Genomic DNA, 17,475 nt, shown 5'->3' with positions numbered 1-17,475 from the left:
TTCCAAAACTGCCAGGAATACCGCCCATGACAGCGAGAATTGTTGACGCATCGGAACCAGTTACCCTCGTCGGGGGCGGCGAGGTGATGCCGGGGGCGCTGGAGGCGGCGCTGGCTCTGGCACCGCGACTGGCGGCGGCGGATGGCGGCGCGGCGGCGGTGCTGGCGGCGGGGCGGATGCCGGAGGCGGTGATTGGCGACCTTGATTCCCTGCCCGCAGCGTTGCGGGAACAGCTGCCGCCAGGCTGCCTGCACGAGGTGGCCGAGCAGGAGAGCACCGATTTCGACAAGGCGCTGCGCTCGGTCTCGGCCCCGGCGGTGATCGCCGTGGGGTTTCTCGGCAAGCGGGTGGATCACCAGCTGGCGGCCTTCAACACGCTGGTGCAGCGGCATGCCACGCCCTGCGTTCTGCTCGGCGCGCAGGAGGTCATCTTTCACCTGACCCATCCGGTCGCCTTGCCGACCGAGGCGGGCGAGGTGGTGTCACTGTTTCCGATGCAGCGGGTGCGGGGGCGCTCGGAGGGGTTGGAGTGGCCGATCGACGGGCTGGAGATGTCCCCGATGGGGCGGATCGGCACCTCGAACCGGGCGCTGGGGGCGATCCGGCTGGAGCCTGAGGGCGAGGGGTTGCTGGTGATCCTGCCGCAGCGGCTGTTGGCGGATGTGCTGGGGCAGATCAGACGGGATCGCTCGCAGGGGTGATCCGGCGCAGGCTGCGCGCGGCCTTGTGTTCGCGCATCACCGCGTAAAGCCCGGCGGCGACGGTCAGCAGGATGCCCAGGGAGGCCAGCGCGTTCGGCAGGTCGCCGAAGATCCACCAGCCGACAAACACCGCAACCGGGATTTCCAGGTACTGCATCGAGGCCAGCGTCGACGTGGGGGCATAGCGCAGGCTCCAGGTCATCAGGAGATGCGCCAGCGTGCCCATGACCCCGGTGGCGATCAGCAGGTTCCAGGTGTGGGCCGGGGGCATGTCCAGGGTCAGCCCGGCAAGGCTGGTGACATCGCCATACCACAGGAGCGGCAGCATCAGCACGGTTGCCAGCAGGCCGGAGACCGCCTGCAGCGACACCGGCTCGGTGTGTTTGGCGATCTTGCGGGTGACCAGCATGAACAGGGCAAAGATCAGCGCGACCAGCACCGGCCACAGCGCGTGCAGGCCAACCGCGGCAAAGCTGGGCTGGATCACCAGGAGGGTGCCGGTGAAGCCGACGACGCAGGCCCCCAGGCGCCGCAGCCCGACCTCCTCGCCGAGCACGAATTTGCCGAGCAGCAGCATGATGAAGGGCATCACGAAGGCAATCGCCACCGCGTCTGCCAGCGGCAGAAAGCGAAACGCGGTGAACATCGCCGCGACCCCGCCCATCTGCAACAGCGTGCGCAGCAGCAGGTAGGGCAGCACATGGCGTGGCAGCCGCAGGCTGTTACCCAGCAGAAGTGCCAGCGGCAGCAGCAGGGCCGCCTGAAAGGCAAAGCGGGCGAAGACGATCTGCCCCACGGGAATATGGTCGCCAAGCAGCTTGGCGATGGCGTCGCAGACCGGGATGGTCACGCAGAAACCCAGCATCAGGGCGATGCCGAGGAGGGGGCGGTCCTGTGTCATGGCGCGACGCTAGGCCCGCCTGCCGGGGGATGCAAGGGAAGGTTGAGGGCGCAGGCCGAAAGTTCGTGGCCCATGCGGACGGGGGCAGCCGCACGCCCCGCGCAGGGGGGGGCCGACGCGCGCCTTGGGGGGGGCGTGCAGTCGGTGCGCCCGGGGTCAGCAGTTCGGCACGTTCACGGCGAGGCCGCCGAGCGAGGTTTCCTTGTATTTCTCGTGCATGTCCTCGCCGGTCTGGCGCATGGTCTCGATCACCGAATCCAGCGGCACGAAATGCTGGCCATCGCCGCGCAGCGCGAGGGAGGCGGCCGAGACGGCCTTGATCGCGGCCAGGCCGTTGCGCTCGATGCAGGGCACCTGCACCAGGCCCTTGACCGGATCGCAGGTCATACCGAGGTGATGCTCCAGCGCGATTTCAGCCGCGTTTTCAACCTGTTCCGGGGTGCCGCCCATCACCGCGCAGAGACCTGCGGCGGACATGGCAGCGGCCGAGCCGACCTCGGCCTGGCAACCGGCCTCGGCGCCGGAGATCGACGCGTTGTACTTCACGAGGCCCGCGATGGCGGCGGCGGTCAGCAGGAAGTCCTCGACATGGCTTTCCGAGGCGCCCGGCACGTGATCGAGGTAGTAGCGGATCACGGCCGGCAGCGTGCCCGCGGCACCATTGGTCGGCGCGGTGACAACCTGGCCGCCGGCGGCGTTTTCCTCGTTCACCGCCATCGCATAGACGCTCATCCAGTCGTTGATGGTGTGCGGTGCGGGCTGGTTCATGCCGCGCTCGGCCAGCAGCGCCTCGTAGATGCCCTTGGCGCGGCGGCGCACGTTGAGCCCGCCGGGCAGGATGCCGTCACGCGACAGGCCGCGGTTGATGCAGTCGTTCATCACCTGCCAGATGCGGGCGGTGCCCTTGGACAGGCTTTCCGGGCAGCCGCGGGCGATCTCGTTGGCGCGCTTCATCTCGGCGATCGATTTGCCGCTGGCCTTGGCCATCTCCAGCATCTCGGCGGCGGTCTTGAACGGGTAGGGGACCGGGGCGCCCTCATCGGTGGCCTTGCCGGCGGCCAGTTCCTCCTCGGTGACCACGAAGCCGCCGCCGATGGAATAGAACACCTGCCGCAGGATCACGTCGCCCTGGGCGTCGGTGGCCATCAGGATCATGCCGTTGGCGTGGCCGGGCAGAGCCTGGTCGTAATCAAAGATCATGTCCGCCTTGGGGTCGAAACGCAGCGGCCCCAGCCCTTCGGGCTGCATCTGGTGGGTCTTGGCCAGCTCGGCAAGGAAGGCTTCGGCCTTCTCGTCGTCGTAATCCTCGGGGGTGAAGCCGCCGAGGCCGAGGATGGTGGCGCGGTCGGTGGCATGGCCGACGCCGGTAAAGGCGAGCGAGCCGTGCAGCGAGGCGCGCAGGCCGTGGAATTCGAACGGCGAGGCGCGCATCATGTCGAGAAAGCGCGCGGCGGCCACCATCGGGCCCATGGTATGCGAGGACGAGGGGCCGATGCCGACCTTGAACATGTCGAAGACGGAGAGGAACATTAGGTGGCTGATCCTTCTGGGGGATTGGCATGAACGGGATTTGTGAACGGGTGCGCCCCGAGACCTTCGGCCTCTTGCGCGGCGACAACGGCAGGGCGGCTTTCCAGCCCGGAGCAAAGCCGTTGCAACATGGGATAGGCGGCAGGATCGAACCAGCTGCGATCACTGTCAACCGGATAGAGCGCCATCCAGCGCAGCTGGCAGGCCAGGTAGTAATCCAGGACCGAGGGTTGCAGCGCACCAAGCCAGGCAGGGCGGTCGGCCGCGGCGCGCTCCAGGCTGGTCAGGTGCTGGCGCAGGCGCTGGCGCAGCGTCGCCTGCAGCTGGGCCTGGTGGGCGGGCTCGGCCCCGATATACTTGTCGGGATAGAACAGCATGCGCAGATCGGCGTGCAGCGTGTTGGAGGCGAAGAACAGCCATTTCAGGAAAGCAGCGCGCGCGGGGCTGGCGGCGGAGGGCGCCATGACGCCGTGGCGGTCGGCCAGCCACAAGAGGATCGCGGCGGTCTCGAACAGCGGCCCGTCCGGGGTTTCCAGCACCGGAATCAGCCCGCCGGGGTTCAGCGCCCGATAGGCAGCGCTGTCCTGTGCCCGCGCGCGGCGGTCCACCAGCACCGTGTCATAGGGCTGGCCCATTTCCTCCAGCACCAGCCGGATCACCAGCGAGGCGTTGTCGGGGGCATAGTGCAGGCGATAGGTGGCGGTCATGCGTGTCGGGCCGGTTGTTGGGCTTGCTCCTGGTTCAGCATTAGGCCGCAAAAGGAGCGCGCGTGTGTTCATTTCCGGCGTTTCCGATCGGAAACCCGCCTTTCCTGATACATCGTCTGTCCGGCCAGTGCCAGTGTCTGCCTGCAGGGGCGCGGCGGGACGGAAACGATCCGCCTCGCGCATGCGGGCTCTCGCCTGTTGCGGGCAAAGCCGGTATAACGCGGCCGAGGAAAACAGCCGGGGAGCAAGGCCGATGGGCGGAGAACTGTCACCGATCGACAAGGCGAAATTCGTAGCGGCCAAGCGGGCGGCGGCGATGGTCGATGACGGCATGCGGGTCGGGCTGGGGACCGGGTCCACTGCCGCCTGGCTGGTGCGCTGCCTGGGCGAGATGGTGCGCGAGGAGGGGCTGCGGATCACCGCGGTGCCGACCTCCAGCCGGACCGCGGCGCTGGCGCGGGACGTGGGCATCGACGTGGTGTCGCTGGATGAGGCCAAGTGGCTGGACATCACCATCGACGGCGCCGACGAGTTCGACGCCGACCTGAACCTGATCAAGGGCGGCGGCGGCGCGCATCTGCAAGAGAAGATCGTCGCCACCGCCTCGGACCAGATGGTGGTGATCGCGGATGCCAGCAAGTCGGTGCAGCGGCTGGGCGCCTTCCCTTTGCCGGTGGAGGTGCTGCCGTTCGGCTGGCAAAGCAGCCAGGCGCTGATCGAGGAGACGCTGGTGTCGATGGACGTGATGGGGCGGATGACGACCCTGCGGATGAACGGCGACGCGCCCTTCGTGACCGACGAGGGCAACTATATCCTCGATCTGCATCTCAAGCGGATCGGCCATCCGCGCCAGCTGGCGCTGGTGCTGAACCAGATCCCCGGGGTGATCGAGAACGGGCTGTTCATCGATATCTGCGACACCGTGGTGATCGGCTATGGCGACGGCCACGTCGAGGTGCGCGACATCAACGAGGGCACGGTGGAGAAGGACCGGCTTGAGTTCGCCGAGGAAGACAACCTGTTCACCGATCTGGCGGAGTAGGATGTGCCTTGGTGTGACGGCGTCGCCCGGTCGGCAGGCCGGGCCGTGCCTGTCCGCGCCTGTCCGCGCCCGAGGGCAGGAACTGGGCGCGGACTTCGGTTTCGCACTCGGGTGGCCGCGGCTCTCGGCGCGGCGGGGGCTTTCGCCTCACAACCCCGTGCAAATCCGCGCCAAAAGGTTGAATGCGGCGCAATAACGCCCACTTGGGCATATGGCGTTTGGTGGTCCGTTATGGGATACACCTGCACAGGACTTGCAAAGGGCAGAACTTCATGAGCTTTGATTACGATCTGTTTGTCATCGGTGGCGGTTCCGGCGGGGTGCGCGCGGCCCGCGTCGCAGCACAGGAAGGCGTCAAGGTGGCGCTGGCCGAGGAAGACCGCTATGGCGGCACCTGCGTGATCCGCGGCTGCGTGCCGAAGAAGCTGATGGTGTTTGCTTCGGAATATTCCGGCATGGTCGAGGACGCGCAGGCCTATGGCTGGGACATCAAGCCGGGCGATTTTGACTGGGACGCCTTCAAGGGCAAGCTGCACGCGGAGCTGGACCGGCTGGAAGGCATCTATCGCAACCTGCTGACAAACAGCGGCGTCGAGAGCTTTGACAGCCGTGCCAGGCTGGCCGACGCCCATACGGTGGAACTGGCCGACGGCACCCGCAAGACCGCCAAGCACATCCTGATCGCCACCGGCGGCTGGCCCACGGTGCCGGAGTTCCCGGGCTCTGAACTGGCGATCACCTCGAACGAGATCTTCAACCTTGAAAAGCTGCCGGAAAGCATCCTGATCGTCGGCGGCGGCTATATCGCCAGCGAATTTGCCGGTATCCTGAACGGGCTGGGCGTCAAGACCACCCAGTTCTACCGTGGCGAGCAGATCCTGCGCGGCTTTGACGAAGAGGCCCGCGGCGTGATCGCCGACGGCATGCGCGAGGCGGGCGTCGATCTGCGGGTGAACGTCAATGTCACCGAGATGCGCCGTGACGGCGACAAGATCCGCGTCACCGACACCAATGGCGAAGAGCATATGTTCGACCAGGTGATGTATGCCACCGGCCGTGCGCCCAATGCCGACAATCTCGGCCTTGAGGAACTGGGCGTGGAGCGCGGCAAGGGCGGCGAGATCGTCGTCGACCAGTACAGCCAGACCACGGTGCCTTCGGTCTATGCGGTGGGCGATGTGACCGACCGGGTGGCGCTGACGCCGGTTGCGATCCGCGAAGGCATGGCCTTTGTCGAGACCGTGTTCAAGGGCAATCCGACCAGCCCCGACCACGAGCTGATCCCGACGGCGATCTTCACCCAGCCGGAAATGGGCACCATCGGTCTCAGCGAAGAGGACGCCGCCAAGCAGGAGCCGATCGAGGTCTATTCGACCTCTTTCAAGCCGATGCAGCAGAGCTTTGCGGGCCGTGCCCAGAAGGTGCTGATGAAGCTGGTGGTCAGCAAGGCAACCCGCAAGGTGCTGGGCTGCCATATCGTCGCACCCGCTGCCGGCGAGATGATCCAGCTGGCCGGAATCGCGGTAAAGATGGGCGCGACCAAGGAAGATTTCGACCGCACTGTTGCGGTGCACCCGACAATGTCGGAAGAGTTGGTAACCTTGAAAACGCCGGTGCGCACCACCTGAGGGCGCCTCGGCAAGCAGATGAACACCCATGCCGCCCGCGGGCGGCAGTAAACGGATAGGAGACAGATGGCTGGCAATAGCGGTGGCCCATGGGGGGGCGGTGGCTCCTCTGGTGGCGGAGGAGGCAACCGGGGCAACAACGGTGGGAACAACGGCGGCGGTGGCCGCAAGCCGGATGATCCCCAGATTCCCGAGATCGACGAACTGGTCAAGAAAGGCCAGGAGCAGCTGCGCGTCCTGATGGGCGGTCGCGGTGGTGCCGGTGGCGGTCGCGGTGGTCGCGGCGGCGGCGCAGGCGGCGGTGCGCCCCTGTTCACCAAGGGCACCCTGGGGCTGGCAGCAGCCGCAGCCGTGGTGCTGTGGGGATTTGCCAGTTTCTACACCGTCAAGCCGGAAGAACAGTCGGTTGAACTGTTCCTCGGCAAATACTCGGCCACGGGTGAGCCGGGCCTGAACATCGCGCCCTGGCCGCTGGTCACCTACGAGGTGATCCCGGTGCAGGTGGAACAGACCGAACACATCGGGGCGGGGTCTCGCGGCGGTGACGCGGGGCTGATGCTGACCGGGGATGAAAACATCATCGACGTGGATTTCCAGGTTGTCTGGAACATCAACGATCCGGCGAAATACCTGTTCAACCTGCGTGACCCCAAGCAGACCATTCAGGCGGTGTCGGAATCGGCGATGCGGGAAATCGTGGCGCAGTCCGAACTGGCGCCGATCCTGAACCGGGACCGCGGCATCATTGCCGAGCGTCTGGGCGAGCTGATCCAGACCACCCTCGACAGCTATGACAGTGGCGTGAACATCATCCGTGTGAACTTCGACCAGGCCGATCCGCCGGAGCCGGTGAAAGACGCCTTCCGCGAAGTTCAGTCGGCCGGCCAGGAGCGGGACCGTCTGGAGAAGCAGGCGGATGCCTATGCAAACCGCAAGCTGGCGGGCGCGCGTGGTGAAGCTGCGCAGACCCTCGAAGAAGCCGAAGCCTACCGGGCACAGGTCGTGAACCAGGCCCAGGGTGAGGCCAGCCGCTTTACCGCGGTTCTGGAAGAATACCTGAAAGCGCCGGAAGTGACCCGCAAGCGCCTGTACCTGGAAACCATGGAAAAGGTTCTGGGCCGGGTCGACAAGATCATTCTCGATGAAACCGGCAGCGGTCAGGGCCAGGGGGTCGTCCCCTATCTGCCGCTGAATGAGCTGCGCAAGTCTCAGGAGGGCAACTGATGCGGAACACCACTCTCATTCTGCCGATCCTCGTGGTTGCGGTGATTGCCGGCCTGTCGTCGATTTTCATCGTCGATGAGCGCGAAAAGGCGCTGGTGCTGCAGTTCGGCCAGATCAAGTCGGTCAAGGAAGAGCCGGGTCTGGCCTTCAAGATCCCGCTGATCCAGAACGTCGTCACCTATGACGACCGTATCCTGAGCCGCGAAGTCGGGCCGCTGGAAATCACCCCTGAAGATGACCGCCGCCTGGTGGTCGACGCCTTTGCCCGCTACCGCATCGCGGACGTGGAGCAGTTCCGTAAGGCGGTGGGTGCCGGCGGGATCGCCACGGCGGAAACCCGTCTGGATTCGATCCTGCGGTCGCAGACCCGCGCCATCCTCGGTACCGTCAGCTCCGATGACATCCTGTCCTCGGACCGGGCGACGCTGATGCTGCGCATCCGCAACGGCGCGATCGCCGAAGCCCGTGCGCTGGGCCTCGAAGTGATCGACGTGCGGCTGAAGCGCACAGACCTGCCGCAGGCCAACCTCGAAGCCACCTTTGCCCGGATGCGCGCCGAGCGTGAGCGGGAAGCGGCGGACGAGATCGCCCGCGGTGAAGAGGCGGCGCAGCGGGTGCGTGCCCAGGCCGACCGGACCGTGGTCGAGCTGGTATCCGAAGCGCAGCGCGAAGCCGAGATCATCCGCGGTGAAGCCGACGCCGAGCGCAACGCGATCTTTGCGGAAGCCTATGGTCGGGACGCGGAATTCTTCGAGTTCTATCGCTCGCTGAATGCCTATGCGGCCTCGCTTCAGGAGGGCAATTCGTCGCTGGTGCTGTCGCCGAACAACGAGTTCTTCAACTACCTGAAGTCCTCGGATGGCAAGGCGGCTGGCCGGTCCAACGCGCCGTCGAACCGGCTGTCGGACGGTCAGACGGAAGGCGAGTAATGGCCTTCATCCTCCTGGCCCTCGGGCTGGTGTTGATTGCAGAGGGGCTGGTGTACGCACTGGCCCCTTCGCTTGTGGAGCGCCTCCTGGAGATGCTGCGCAGCTTGAGCGAGGAGCAGCGCCGCAACGCCGGGCTGGCGGCGCTGGCGCTGGGGCTTGTGCTGGTCTGGCTGGCCTTTCGCCTCGGCGTCTGAGCAGCTGCGCCCGGCGTCCTGCCGGGTGTCCTGACGGGGTGGCGGCAGGAAATCTGCTCACAGGAGCTTGATCAGCTGCAACATTTGTTGCGGGTCGGGCGTAAGTTCTTACATTGGTCGCACGCGACTCCTGCGGGACCGGGGCTGAAAGGCCCGGGTGCGGGCGGGACAGAAGAACGAGAAATGACAAGGAGAAATTCCGTGCAGCCACAGGCAATTGCAATTTCCGGCAAGGCAAGCGGCGGGGGTGCGGTACTGCGCCTGGCTGCGCTTGCGGTTCTCAGCATGGCGGTTCTGCTGATGCAGGCGGTGACCGCGCTGGCCCGTCCCGAGAGCCTGGCGCCGCTGGCCGACAGGGTCAGCCCGGCCGTTGTCAACATCACCACCACCACCGTCGTGGAGGGCCGCACCGGACCGCAGGGGATTGTCCCCGAGGGCTCTCCGTTCGAGGATTTCTTCCGGGAATTTCAGGACCGTAACGGAAACGGCGGACGGCCGCGGCGCTCCTCTGCGCTGGGATCGGGATTCGTGATTTCCGAGGATGGCTATATCGTCACCAACAACCACGTGATCGAGGGGGCCGACGAGATCGAGATCGAGTTCTTCCCCGGCAAGGGCCAGCCGCAGGGGCTGCTGCCGGCCAAGGTGATCGGCACCGATCCCAACACCGACATCGCGCTGCTGAAGGTCGAGGCACCCGGTCCGCTGAAATTCGTCAAGTTCGGCGACAGCGACACGGCCCGCGTGGGCGACTGGGTCGTTGCGATGGGCAACCCGCTGGGGCAGGGCTTCTCGCTGTCCGCGGGCATCGTGTCCGCCCGCAACCGTGAGCTCTCGGGCTCCTACGACGACTACATCCAGACCGACGCGGCGATCAACCGGGGCAACTCCGGCGGGCCGCTGTTCAACATGGACGGTGACGTGGTCGGGGTGAACACCGCGATTCTGTCGCCCAACGGCGGCTCGATCGGCATCGGCTTCTCGATGGCGTCCAACGTGGTCGTCAAGGTGGTCGAACAGCTGAAGGAGTATGGCGAGACCCGTCGCGGCTGGCTGGGTGTGAAGATCCAGGACGTGGACGGCGACCTGGCCGAGGCGATCGGGCTTGAGAAGGCGCGCGGCGCGCTGGTCACCGATGTGCCGGAAGGTCCGGCCAAGGACGCCGGTGTTCTGGCCGGGGATGTCATCGTCAGCTTTGACGGTGTGGATGTGCAGGATACCCGCGCCCTGGTCCGCCAGGTCGGCAATGCCGAGGTCGGCAAGACCGTGCGGGTGGTGGTCTACCGGGAAGGCAAGACCGAGACCCTGCGGGTGACCCTGGGTCGTCGTGAAGACGCTGAACGGGGCAGCTCGCGTCCCAGCCGCGATATGATGCCCGATGTGTCGGAAACCGAGCTTCTGGGCCTCACCGTGGGTGTCCTCAATGACCAGATGCGCGCCGAGCTGAACGTGGGCGACGACGTGCAGGGGCTGGCGATCCTGTCGGTGGACGAAGCCTCGGAAGCCTGGGAGAAAGGGCTGCGCGCCGGTGACGTGATCACCGAGGCGGGGCAGCAGAAGGTGACCGCCATTTCAGAGCTGGAAGACCGTGTCGCCGAGGCGCGTGAAGCCGGTCGCAAGTCGCTGTTGCTGCTGGTGCGCCGGGCCGGTGAGCCGCGCTTCGTGGCGCTGAACCTGGAAGACTGATCGCGGCCTTTTGGCCCTGACTGACAATCACGAGACGGCCGGGCGGTGTGCCCGGCCTTTTCGTTTTGCGGCCCGTGCAGCCCGGGCCTGCGGGCGCATTGGCACCCCTTGGCGGTCGTCGGGCAAAGCATCCTGAGAGCCAAGCGAGAATGAGAAAGAGCCATGTGCTGGCGGGCACATGGCTCTTTTGGGGGCGGCAGCCATTGGGATGGAACGGATAATGGCTGCCGATGTCTGTTGTTATGGCCGCGCGGGCCGGGGGCTTCTGTAACCGGGATTACAGAACAGGTGAAATTGTTGGGAATTTACAAAAAAATCGGAGGCGCGCGGTGGTCAGATCGATTCCGGTTCCGCCAGAACGGCCAGGGCGTTGCGGTCCAGGATCTGCACACCGCCGCGGCTGACGCTGATCAGCCCGTTGCGTTTCCAGGTCGCCAGGGTTTTGGACACGGCTTCGCGGGTGGCGCCGACGAATTCCGCCAGCTCTGCCTGTGAGAGCGAAATCCGCCCGTCGCTGCCCTCGGGCGCGAGATACGCCAGCTTGCGTGCAAGGCGCACCGGCATCGGCAGGAACACTTGTTCATTGAGCTGGTTGTTCATCCACCGCATGCGCTGACCGGCCAGTCGCAGCAGATCCGCGGCGAGGTCGGGGTGTCGACGGATCTGTTCCAGCACATCACCGCTTCGCAGGCGCAGCACGAGGCTGGCTTCGGTGGCAATGGCGGTTGCGGTGCGCTCGCCCGGGTCGAACAGGGTGATCTCTCCGAACACCGCACCGGGGCGCATCATGTCCAGCGACAGCTTGCGCCCGGAGGCGGACAGCACCGAGAATTCCAGCGCCCCCTCGACAATCGCATAGAGCGCATCCCCCGGGTCCCCCTGTTCGAACAGCACCTCGCCCTGGGACAGGCGGATTTCGCTGGCCTGGCTTTCCAGCATGCGCCTGAGCGGGCCGGACGCGCCGGACAGAAAGCCGGTGTCGGGCAGGCGGGTCTTCAGCATGTGTCGGTTCCATCCCTCTGGGGCGGGCACACCTTGGAGGCGGGGCGTGCGGTTTGCGCTAACCATAGCAGAGCAGGCCTCGGCGGAAAACCGCACATGTTTCGCGCTGTCTTGACTGCGGTCAACCCGCCACAGCCACCAGGCCCAGCTTGCGCGCGGATGCCAGCGTCAGGGTGCCGCTGTCAACGCCCAGCGGGGCCTGGTAGCGCTGCACGGCAAGCCGGGTGGCGTGGTCCATGCGGCCATGGATCGGGCCGCGGTAAAGGCCGCGTGCCCCCAGGGCGCGCTGGAGGGTGCGAATGAACGCGGGGGTCATCCTCTCGGGGCAGGGGATCTCGATCCAGTGCTCGCGGCGCGGGCTGACGATCTGCTGGCTGGACTCGGTGCGAAAGCTGGCGGGACGCAGGACCTTGCCGTTGCTGTCCAGCTGCGCGGGTGCGATTTGCACCTGCCGGGTGACGGTCTCGATCACGGCGGGGGTGGTATAACGGCTCCAGCAGCTGTCCGCGGGCGCGCCGGGTGGTGCGTAGCGACCGCCGCGTGCGACGTCATCGCCCCGCGGGGGCTGCACGCAGGCGGCCAGCAAGGCCAACGCCGCCAGCAGCGCCGCGGCCCGGCCTCGACGGGTGCTGGTGAATACGGATGCGGTCATGCCCTGAATGCCTCGGCCCGCGCGGGGCGCTGTTGATTTGGCGGCAGATTAGCCCACATCCGTGGGGGGCGCAAAGGCAGGATCGTCCTGGCGGCCCTGTTCCGCCAGCAAAAGATCCAGCATCGGCGAGATATCCTCGACCACTTCGGCGATCACATGGGTGACGGAATGGGCCCGCTGCAGCCGTCCGGTGACGCGCAGGAGCCGCCCCGAGATCACCGCCCGGCGGAACGCCTCGTAGATCTTGCGCCAGACGATCACGTTGACGACGCCGGTTTCGTCCTCAAGCGTGACGAAGATCACCCCCTTGGCGGTGCCGGGACGCTGGCGCAGGATCACCAGGCCCGCCACCGTGACGCGGGCGCCCTCGGGCGGCTCGCCCAGCCGGGCGGCGGGCAGGGCTGAGGGCGGGCGCGGCCAGGGGTCCCCTGCAGCAGAGGGCGGCGCGGGGGGCTGTGCGGACGCGGGGGCGGACATGAGTGTGGACATGGGGGGCGACGCAGGGGGAGACGTGGGGGCGGGCATGGCGGTGGCCTGTGGCGGGAAGGTCTGGAACATTTGTAGAACATCTGGCGCCGCAGGTCCAGCAGCGACGGCTGGTGGCGCAATTGGGGCTGGCACCGCTGCGGGGGCTTGGCTACACAGTCCTGCAAGTACCGGAAAAGGGAAGAGAGCTGGAAATGGCAAAGATCACTTACATCGAGCACAACGGCACCGAACATGTGGTGGATGTGGCCAACGGGCTGACCGTGATGGAAGGCGCGCGCGACAACAACATCCCCGGCATCGAAGCCGATTGCGGCGGCGCCTGCGCCTGCTCGACCTGCCATGTCTACATCGCGCCGGACTGGGTGGAAAAGCTGCCCGCCAAGGATGACATGGAAGAGGACATGCTGGATTTCGCCTTTGAGCCGGACCCGGCGCGCTCGCGGTTGACCTGCCAGATCAAGGTGACGGACGATCTGGACGGGCTGGTCGTGCATATGCCCGAAAAGCAGATCTGATGCCCGCGGGGGCGGCGGCGCGGCGTCTGGCGTCGTGCCTGCGGCCCCGCTTCACCCGCCGCGCGCGGGGGCTGTTGTGCCTGTGGCTGGCCGGGCTGTCGCCTGCGGCGGAGGTTGCGGCAGAGATCGCCTCGGCGCGCTACGTGGAGCCCACGCGCGCCTACGGTCACGGGGTGCTGCCTGGCGGTGAATACGCCGGGCTGGAGATCCGGCTGCGCGACGGGCGCCGGATCCGATCAACGCCGGAGCGCGCCGTCTATGAGGACACCGCCCCGCGGCTGGTGGACCTGGACGGCGATGGCACGGCCGAGGTCATCACGGTCATTTCCTATGTCGGTCAAGGCGCTGCCCTGCGTATCTGGGATGAGGTGTCCACGCCGGACCATCCCGGGGGCAGCAGGATAGCGGTGGTCGCCGAGACCCCGCCGATCGGTCGACCGCATCGCTGGCTGGCGGTGATCGGCGCGGCGGATCTGGATGGCGACGGCGAGGTGGAGATCGCCTATGTCGACCGTCCGCACCTGGCAAGGATCCTCCGCGTCTGGCGGTTCCGGAACGGTGCGCTGACTGAGGTGGCCAGCCGTGCCGGATACAGCAATCACCGCATTGGCGATGCCGGGATCACCTCGGGCCTCCGCGACTGCGGCCTGGGGCCGGAGCTGGTGGTGCCTGGCGGTGACTGGCGGCGGATCAAGGCTTTGCGCCTGCGGAATGGCGAACTCAGGCGCCGCGACTTGGGGCCGCTGCAGCCGGACATCGGCCTGCGGCAGGCGCTGCGCTGCCAATGACGCGCTGCCGCGCCGCGCCGTGGCGCGGCGCCGGGCCCAACGGGCAGCGCCCATCCCTGGATGGGGCGGCGCGGCGGGAGCCCGCCGTGACCTCTGCGGCCGCCCGAGCGTGGGCGGCCGTTTGCGATTTCTTCACCACCTTCGCGTAGCGTGATCGCGGATCAGACCCCGGCGGCCTTTTGGGCAGGGACCGGAATCACAGGAGATTGCGCGTGAGCTTTACACCCTATGTGCTGGGCACGGGGATCAGCGGATGGACCTTCCTGCAGCGGACCCGAGAGCAACAGCAGGACGTTTTCGAAAAGTCCCCTGTGATGACCCGCGAGGTGGAGGATTTCACCCAGCGGATCACCACGATCGAGAATGCCGATCAGCTGCTGGATGACTACAACCTGTTGAAGGTGACCCTCGGGGCCTTTGGTCTCGACGAGGACATCGGCAACCGTGCCTATCTTAAGCAGGTGCTGGAATCCGACGTCAACGATCCGAAGTCCTTTGTGAACCGGTTGAATGACACCCGGTACCAGGCGCTGGCGACCACCTTCGGTTTTGGCAGCGCGGACGGGCCGCAATTGCCAAGCGCGCGCGCCGGGGCCGAGTTCGTGGGGATCAACACGCCGGATGACCTGCTGTCCAACGGCACATTGCTGCGCAAGGCGCTGGCGAACGTCGGGCTGGAGGGGATGGAGAACAACCAGTTCTTCCTGCAGAAGGTTCTGGAATCGGACCTGAGTGATCCCGACTCCTTTGCAAACAAGCTGAGCAATCCGAAGTTCGCGGATTTCGCCGCCCAGTTCAATTTTGCCGCGCCGCCGGAATATGACAACAGCATCCAGTCGCTGCTGGCGGAATATGGCAAGCACCCCGACGGGCTGGCCAGTGCCGAGGACCTGCTGGCGGATGAAAAACTGCTGGCGGCGGTGGTCGAGACCTTCGATCTGGAGCGGACGCACCCGGATTTCCTGTTGCGGGTGTTCAATTCGGACACCACCGATCCGAATTCCTTCGTGAACCAGCTGGAGGACACGCGCTATCGCACGGCCTCGGCGGCCTTCGGCTTTGGCTGGCCGGACATCAACACCTTCACCAGCCCGGACCAGCTGCTGCACAACCCGGACCTGCTGGCCCACTCGCTGGACCTGTTCTACCTGAGTGATCGCGGAGAGGATTACCTGCGGCAGGTGCTGGAGTCCGATCTGGACGACCCGAATTCCTTCGTCAACCAGCCCGATAACGTGGCCTATCGCGATTTCGCCGACGCTTTCCAGAACGGCTGGCCGGAATACGTGAACAAGATGGACATCTTCGTGCAGGAGATCGGCGACAAGGCGGCGGACCTGAGTCAGGCCCGCGACGTGGTCTTTGACCTGGATCTTTTTGCCGCGACGCTGGACCTGTTCGGACAAAGCCGCCGCGAAGACGATTTCAATACGGTGATCAAGGCGTTGGATTCCGACCTGTCGGACGAGATCTCCTTCGTCAACCTGCATTACGACAAGGGGCTGCGGGCGATGGCCGAGGCTTTTGCCTTCAACAAAGGCGAGACCGGGCTGACCTATCCCGAGGGCTTTGCGGCGGAACTGGTGGAACTTTACCAGGATCGGCAGTTCGAAATCCAGATTGGCGAATCGGATTCCAACATGCGGCTGGCGCTGGCGTTCGAGCGTGAGATGCAGGGCGTCGTGGATGCCGGCGGCAGCGAAGACGCCCATTGGTACAACATCATGGGATCGCCGCCGCTGCGCACGGTCTTCGAGACGGCGCTGGCGTTGCCCTCCAGCTTTGCCCAGCTGGATATCGAACGGCAGCTGAGCGAACTGAAGGAACGCTCCTATTCGGCCTTTGGCACCAGCCATCCGGCGGATTATCTGGAGCCGGACCTGATGGACCAGTTCCGTCGCCGCTTCCTGATGATGAGTGAACTGAACCTGTTCTGATCCGGCCGGGCAGGATGCCGATCAACGGCAACACCCATGGAAACCAAAATGACCGGGGCGCGCCCGCGCTTGACGGGCGGCACGGCCAGGCCCTGACCTGACCGGTTCCCGGTCGCCATGACGGGGATGTGCCGTGGATTGCGTGCCTCCCGCACCTGTGTCTGTGGCCCCGTGCCGAGGCAGCTACAGGGGAGCGGGAGGGCGCGTTGTGCGCGCGGTTACAGGGCGCGCCAGCCGATGTCGCGACGGTGGAACCCCTGCGGCCAGTCGATTTCGTCGATCATCGCATAGGCGCGATCGCGGGCCTCCTGCAGGGTGTCGCCGCGGGCGGTGACGTTCAGAACGCGGCCGCCGACGGCCAGGATCTTGCCGTCCTCGGATTTGGTGCCCGCGTGGAACACCATGTTGCTGCTGTCCTCGGGCAGCGCGTCCAGCCCCTTGATCTCGGTGCCTTTCTCGTAACCGCCCGGATAGCCCTGGGCGGCCAGAACCACGGTGATCGCGTGATCGTCGGCCCAGTTCACCTGCGCGTCCGCCAGGCGGCCTTCGGCAGCGGCGTGCATCAGGTCCAGCGCCTGCGCGCCCAGTCGCATCATCAGCACCTGACATTCCGGGTCGCCAAAGCGGACGTTGTATTCCACCAGCCGCGGCTGGCCGTCCTTGATCATCAGACCGGCATAGAGCACGCCCTGATAGGGCATGCCGCGCTCGGCCATCACCCGCATGGTCGGCTTCACGATCTCTTCCATCGCTTTCGCCTCGATCTCGGCGCTCAGCACCGGCGCGGGGGAATAGGCGCCCATGCCGCCGGTGTTGGGGCCGGTGTCGCCTTCGCCGACGCGCTTGTGGTCTTGGGCCGAGCCGATCGCCAGCACGTCCTCGCCGTCGACCAGCACGAACAGGGACGCTTCCTCGCCTTCCATGAATTCCTCGATCACCACCTCGGCACCAGCGCCGCCGAAGGCACCGCCGAACATGTCGTCGATGGCGGCGATGGCTTCCTCTTCGGTCATCGCGATGATGACGCCCTTGCCGGCTGCCAGACCGTCGGCCTTGACCACGGTGGGCGCGCCATGCTGGCGCACATGCGCCTTGGCGGCTTCGGCATCGGTGAAATGGCCATAGGCGGCGGTGGGGGCACCGGCCGCGTCGCAGACTTCCTTGGTGAAGCTTTTGGAGGCTTCCAGCCTGGCGGCGGCCTCGGACGGGCCGAACACCAGAAGGCCCGCGGCGCGCAGCCGGTCAGCCACACCTGCAGCCAGCGGCGCCTCGGGGCCGATGATGACGAAATCGATGGCGTTTTCCTCGGCAAAGCTCACCACCGCGGTGCCGTTCTCGATGTCCAGCGCGGCGCAGTCGGCGATCTGCGCGATGCCTGCGTTGCCCGGGGCCACGATCAGCTTGTCGCATTTGGGGTTCTGCATCACCGCCCAGGCCAGTGCATGTTCACGCCCGCCGCTGCCGAGGATAAGGATGTTCATTGGCGCATTCTCCGATCTGCCTGAGCCCTGTGCCCCGCGGTGCCACCCGGGGCTTGCCTTGCTTGCCGC

Annotated in this window: 17 protein-coding genes; 10 read left to right on the top strand and 7 right to left on the bottom strand. The window is 66.3% G+C overall.

Features of this window, described 5'->3' with window-relative positions; all coding sequences use genetic code 11:
* The first annotated feature begins 26 nt into the window (after nucleotides 1-26).
* Entirely contained in the window at nucleotides 27-701 is a 675-nt protein-coding gene (locus tag ACZ52D_RS02445; protein ID WP_464442444.1) for a thiamine diphosphokinase, read from the top strand.
* On the opposite strand, the gene ACZ52D_RS02440 is transcribed toward ACZ52D_RS02445, so the two are convergent.
* The 3 genes from ACZ52D_RS02440 to ACZ52D_RS02430 form a co-directional block, all read right to left on the bottom strand.
* Nucleotides 676-1,602 (bottom strand): DMT family transporter, encoded by a 927-nt coding sequence (locus ACZ52D_RS02440; RefSeq protein ID WP_464442443.1) that lies wholly within the window; start codon nucleotides 1,600-1,602, stop codon nucleotides 676-678. The genes ACZ52D_RS02445 and ACZ52D_RS02440 overlap by 26 nt on opposite strands.
* 156 nt (nucleotides 1,603-1,758) lie before the next feature.
* Nucleotides 1,759-3,132, bottom strand: a complete 1,374-nt coding sequence (locus ACZ52D_RS02435; RefSeq protein ID WP_222454039.1) for an L-serine ammonia-lyase — start codon at nucleotides 3,130-3,132, stop codon at nucleotides 1,759-1,761.
* Entirely contained in the window at nucleotides 3,132-3,839 is a 708-nt protein-coding gene (locus ACZ52D_RS02430) for a glutathione S-transferase family protein (protein ID WP_464442442.1), read from the bottom strand. Before ACZ52D_RS02430 ends, ACZ52D_RS02435 begins: the two co-directional genes overlap by 1 nt.
* 253 nt (nucleotides 3,840-4,092) lie before the next feature.
* Here ACZ52D_RS02430 and rpiA point away from each other — a divergent pair, with 253 nt between their 5' ends.
* The 6 genes from rpiA (at nucleotide 4,093) to ACZ52D_RS02400 (ending at nucleotide 10,542) form a co-directional block, all read left to right on the top strand.
* The gene (gene rpiA, locus ACZ52D_RS02425) at nucleotides 4,093-4,881 is read left to right on the top strand and encodes a ribose-5-phosphate isomerase RpiA (protein ID WP_222454037.1); all 789 of its coding nucleotides are present in this window, start codon (nucleotides 4,093-4,095) and stop codon (nucleotides 4,879-4,881) included.
* A gap of 272 nt (nucleotides 4,882-5,153) precedes the next feature.
* The gene (gor, locus tag ACZ52D_RS02420) at nucleotides 5,154-6,509 is read left to right on the top strand and encodes a glutathione-disulfide reductase (protein ID WP_464442441.1); all 1,356 of its coding nucleotides are present in this window, start codon (nucleotides 5,154-5,156) and stop codon (nucleotides 6,507-6,509) included.
* A 66-nt stretch (nucleotides 6,510-6,575) separates the two neighbouring features.
* The gene (hflK, locus tag ACZ52D_RS02415) at nucleotides 6,576-7,733 is read left to right on the top strand and encodes an FtsH protease activity modulator HflK (RefSeq protein ID WP_222454035.1); all 1,158 of its coding nucleotides are present in this window, start codon (nucleotides 6,576-6,578) and stop codon (nucleotides 7,731-7,733) included.
* Nucleotides 7,733-8,662, top strand: a complete 930-nt coding sequence (gene hflC / locus ACZ52D_RS02410) for a protease modulator HflC (protein ID WP_222454034.1) — start codon at nucleotides 7,733-7,735, stop codon at nucleotides 8,660-8,662. The genes hflK and hflC overlap by 1 nt, the downstream gene beginning before the upstream one ends.
* A complete protein-coding gene (locus ACZ52D_RS02405) occupies nucleotides 8,662-8,856 on the top strand; it encodes a DUF2065 family protein (protein WP_369927228.1) in 195 nt (64 codons plus the stop codon). The genes hflC and ACZ52D_RS02405 overlap by 1 nt, the downstream gene beginning before the upstream one ends.
* A 183-nt stretch (nucleotides 8,857-9,039) precedes the next feature.
* Nucleotides 9,040-10,542, top strand: coding sequence for a Do family serine endopeptidase (locus ACZ52D_RS02400; RefSeq protein WP_464442440.1), 1,503 nt, complete (start codon nucleotides 9,040-9,042; stop codon nucleotides 10,540-10,542).
* Between the two features lie 333 nt (nucleotides 10,543-10,875).
* Here the strand turns inward: ACZ52D_RS02400 and ACZ52D_RS02395 are convergent, their stop codons facing one another.
* The 3 genes from ACZ52D_RS02395 to ACZ52D_RS02385 form a co-directional block, all read right to left on the bottom strand.
* Nucleotides 10,876-11,544, bottom strand: coding sequence for a Crp/Fnr family transcriptional regulator (locus ACZ52D_RS02395; RefSeq protein ID WP_369927225.1), 669 nt, complete (start codon nucleotides 11,542-11,544; stop codon nucleotides 10,876-10,878).
* Between the two features lie 121 nt (nucleotides 11,545-11,665).
* Nucleotides 11,666-12,196, bottom strand: coding sequence for a peptidoglycan-binding domain-containing protein (locus ACZ52D_RS02390; protein WP_464442439.1), 531 nt, complete (start codon nucleotides 12,194-12,196; stop codon nucleotides 11,666-11,668).
* Between the two features lie 48 nt (nucleotides 12,197-12,244).
* Nucleotides 12,245-12,673: an OB-fold nucleic acid binding domain-containing protein gene (locus ACZ52D_RS02385; RefSeq protein ID WP_464443106.1), complete on the bottom strand. Its 429-nt coding sequence runs from the start codon at nucleotides 12,671-12,673 to the stop codon at nucleotides 12,245-12,247.
* Nucleotides 12,674-12,876: 203 nt separating this feature from the next.
* Here ACZ52D_RS02385 and ACZ52D_RS02380 point away from each other — a divergent pair, with 203 nt between their 5' ends.
* The 3 genes from ACZ52D_RS02380 to ACZ52D_RS02370 all read left to right on the top strand — a co-directional run bounded on the left by ACZ52D_RS02380 (nucleotide 12,877) and on the right by ACZ52D_RS02370 (nucleotide 15,925).
* A complete protein-coding gene (locus ACZ52D_RS02380) occupies nucleotides 12,877-13,200 on the top strand; it encodes a 2Fe-2S iron-sulfur cluster-binding protein (RefSeq protein WP_222454028.1) in 324 nt (107 codons plus the stop codon).
* Nucleotides 13,200-13,988, top strand: coding sequence for a VCBS repeat-containing protein (locus ACZ52D_RS02375; RefSeq protein WP_464442438.1), 789 nt, complete (start codon nucleotides 13,200-13,202; stop codon nucleotides 13,986-13,988). The genes ACZ52D_RS02380 and ACZ52D_RS02375 overlap by 1 nt, the downstream gene beginning before the upstream one ends.
* A 212-nt stretch (nucleotides 13,989-14,200) precedes the next feature.
* On the top strand, nucleotides 14,201-15,925 hold the full coding sequence (locus ACZ52D_RS02370) for a DUF1217 domain-containing protein (protein WP_222454026.1): 1,725 nt from the start codon (nucleotides 14,201-14,203) through the stop codon (nucleotides 15,923-15,925).
* 218 nt (nucleotides 15,926-16,143) lie between these two features.
* Here the strand turns inward: ACZ52D_RS02370 and purD are convergent, their stop codons facing one another.
* A complete protein-coding gene (purD, locus tag ACZ52D_RS02365) occupies nucleotides 16,144-17,406 on the bottom strand; it encodes a phosphoribosylamine--glycine ligase (protein ID WP_464442437.1) in 1,263 nt (420 codons plus the stop codon).
* Between the last annotated feature and the right edge of the window lie 69 nt (nucleotides 17,407-17,475).

The sequence above is a fragment of the Leisingera sp. S2M4 genome (genome assembly GCF_055398055.1).
This window is presented reverse-complemented; position numbering and strand designations above follow the sequence as displayed.

What these genes read in the sequence shown, in the direction of transcription:
- ACZ52D_RS02445 (WP_464442444.1), top strand. Translation starts at nt 27, where the DNA reads ATGACAGCGAGAATTGTTGACGCATCGGAACCAGTTACCCTCGTCGGG.
- ACZ52D_RS02440 (WP_464442443.1), bottom strand. Translation starts at nt 1,602, where the DNA reads ATGACACAGGACCGCCCCCTCCTCGGCATCGCCCTGATGCTGGGTTTC.
- ACZ52D_RS02435 (WP_222454039.1), bottom strand. Translation starts at nt 3,132, where the DNA reads ATGTTCCTCTCCGTCTTCGACATGTTCAAGGTCGGCATCGGCCCCTCG.
- ACZ52D_RS02430 (WP_464442442.1), bottom strand. Translation starts at nt 3,839, where the DNA reads ATGACCGCCACCTATCGCCTGCACTATGCCCCCGACAACGCCTCGCTG.
- rpiA (WP_222454037.1), top strand. Translation starts at nt 4,093, where the DNA reads ATGGGCGGAGAACTGTCACCGATCGACAAGGCGAAATTCGTAGCGGCC.
- gor (WP_464442441.1), top strand. Translation starts at nt 5,154, where the DNA reads ATGAGCTTTGATTACGATCTGTTTGTCATCGGTGGCGGTTCCGGCGGG.
- hflK (WP_222454035.1), top strand. Translation starts at nt 6,576, where the DNA reads ATGGCTGGCAATAGCGGTGGCCCATGGGGGGGCGGTGGCTCCTCTGGT.
- hflC (WP_222454034.1), top strand. Translation starts at nt 7,733, where the DNA reads ATGCGGAACACCACTCTCATTCTGCCGATCCTCGTGGTTGCGGTGATT.
- ACZ52D_RS02405 (WP_369927228.1), top strand. Translation starts at nt 8,662, where the DNA reads ATGGCCTTCATCCTCCTGGCCCTCGGGCTGGTGTTGATTGCAGAGGGG.
- ACZ52D_RS02400 (WP_464442440.1), top strand. Translation starts at nt 9,040, where the DNA reads ATGACAAGGAGAAATTCCGTGCAGCCACAGGCAATTGCAATTTCCGGC.
- ACZ52D_RS02395 (WP_369927225.1), bottom strand. Translation starts at nt 11,544, where the DNA reads ATGCTGAAGACCCGCCTGCCCGACACCGGCTTTCTGTCCGGCGCGTCC.
- ACZ52D_RS02390 (WP_464442439.1), bottom strand. Translation starts at nt 12,196, where the DNA reads ATGACCGCATCCGTATTCACCAGCACCCGTCGAGGCCGGGCCGCGGCG.
- ACZ52D_RS02385 (WP_464443106.1), bottom strand. Translation starts at nt 12,673, where the DNA reads ATGTCCGCCCCCGCGTCCGCACAGCCCCCCGCGCCGCCCTCTGCTGCA.
- ACZ52D_RS02380 (WP_222454028.1), top strand. Translation starts at nt 12,877, where the DNA reads ATGGCAAAGATCACTTACATCGAGCACAACGGCACCGAACATGTGGTG.
- ACZ52D_RS02375 (WP_464442438.1), top strand. Translation starts at nt 13,200, where the DNA reads ATGCCCGCGGGGGCGGCGGCGCGGCGTCTGGCGTCGTGCCTGCGGCCC.
- purD (WP_464442437.1), bottom strand. Translation starts at nt 17,406, where the DNA reads ATGAACATCCTTATCCTCGGCAGCGGCGGGCGTGAACATGCACTGGCC.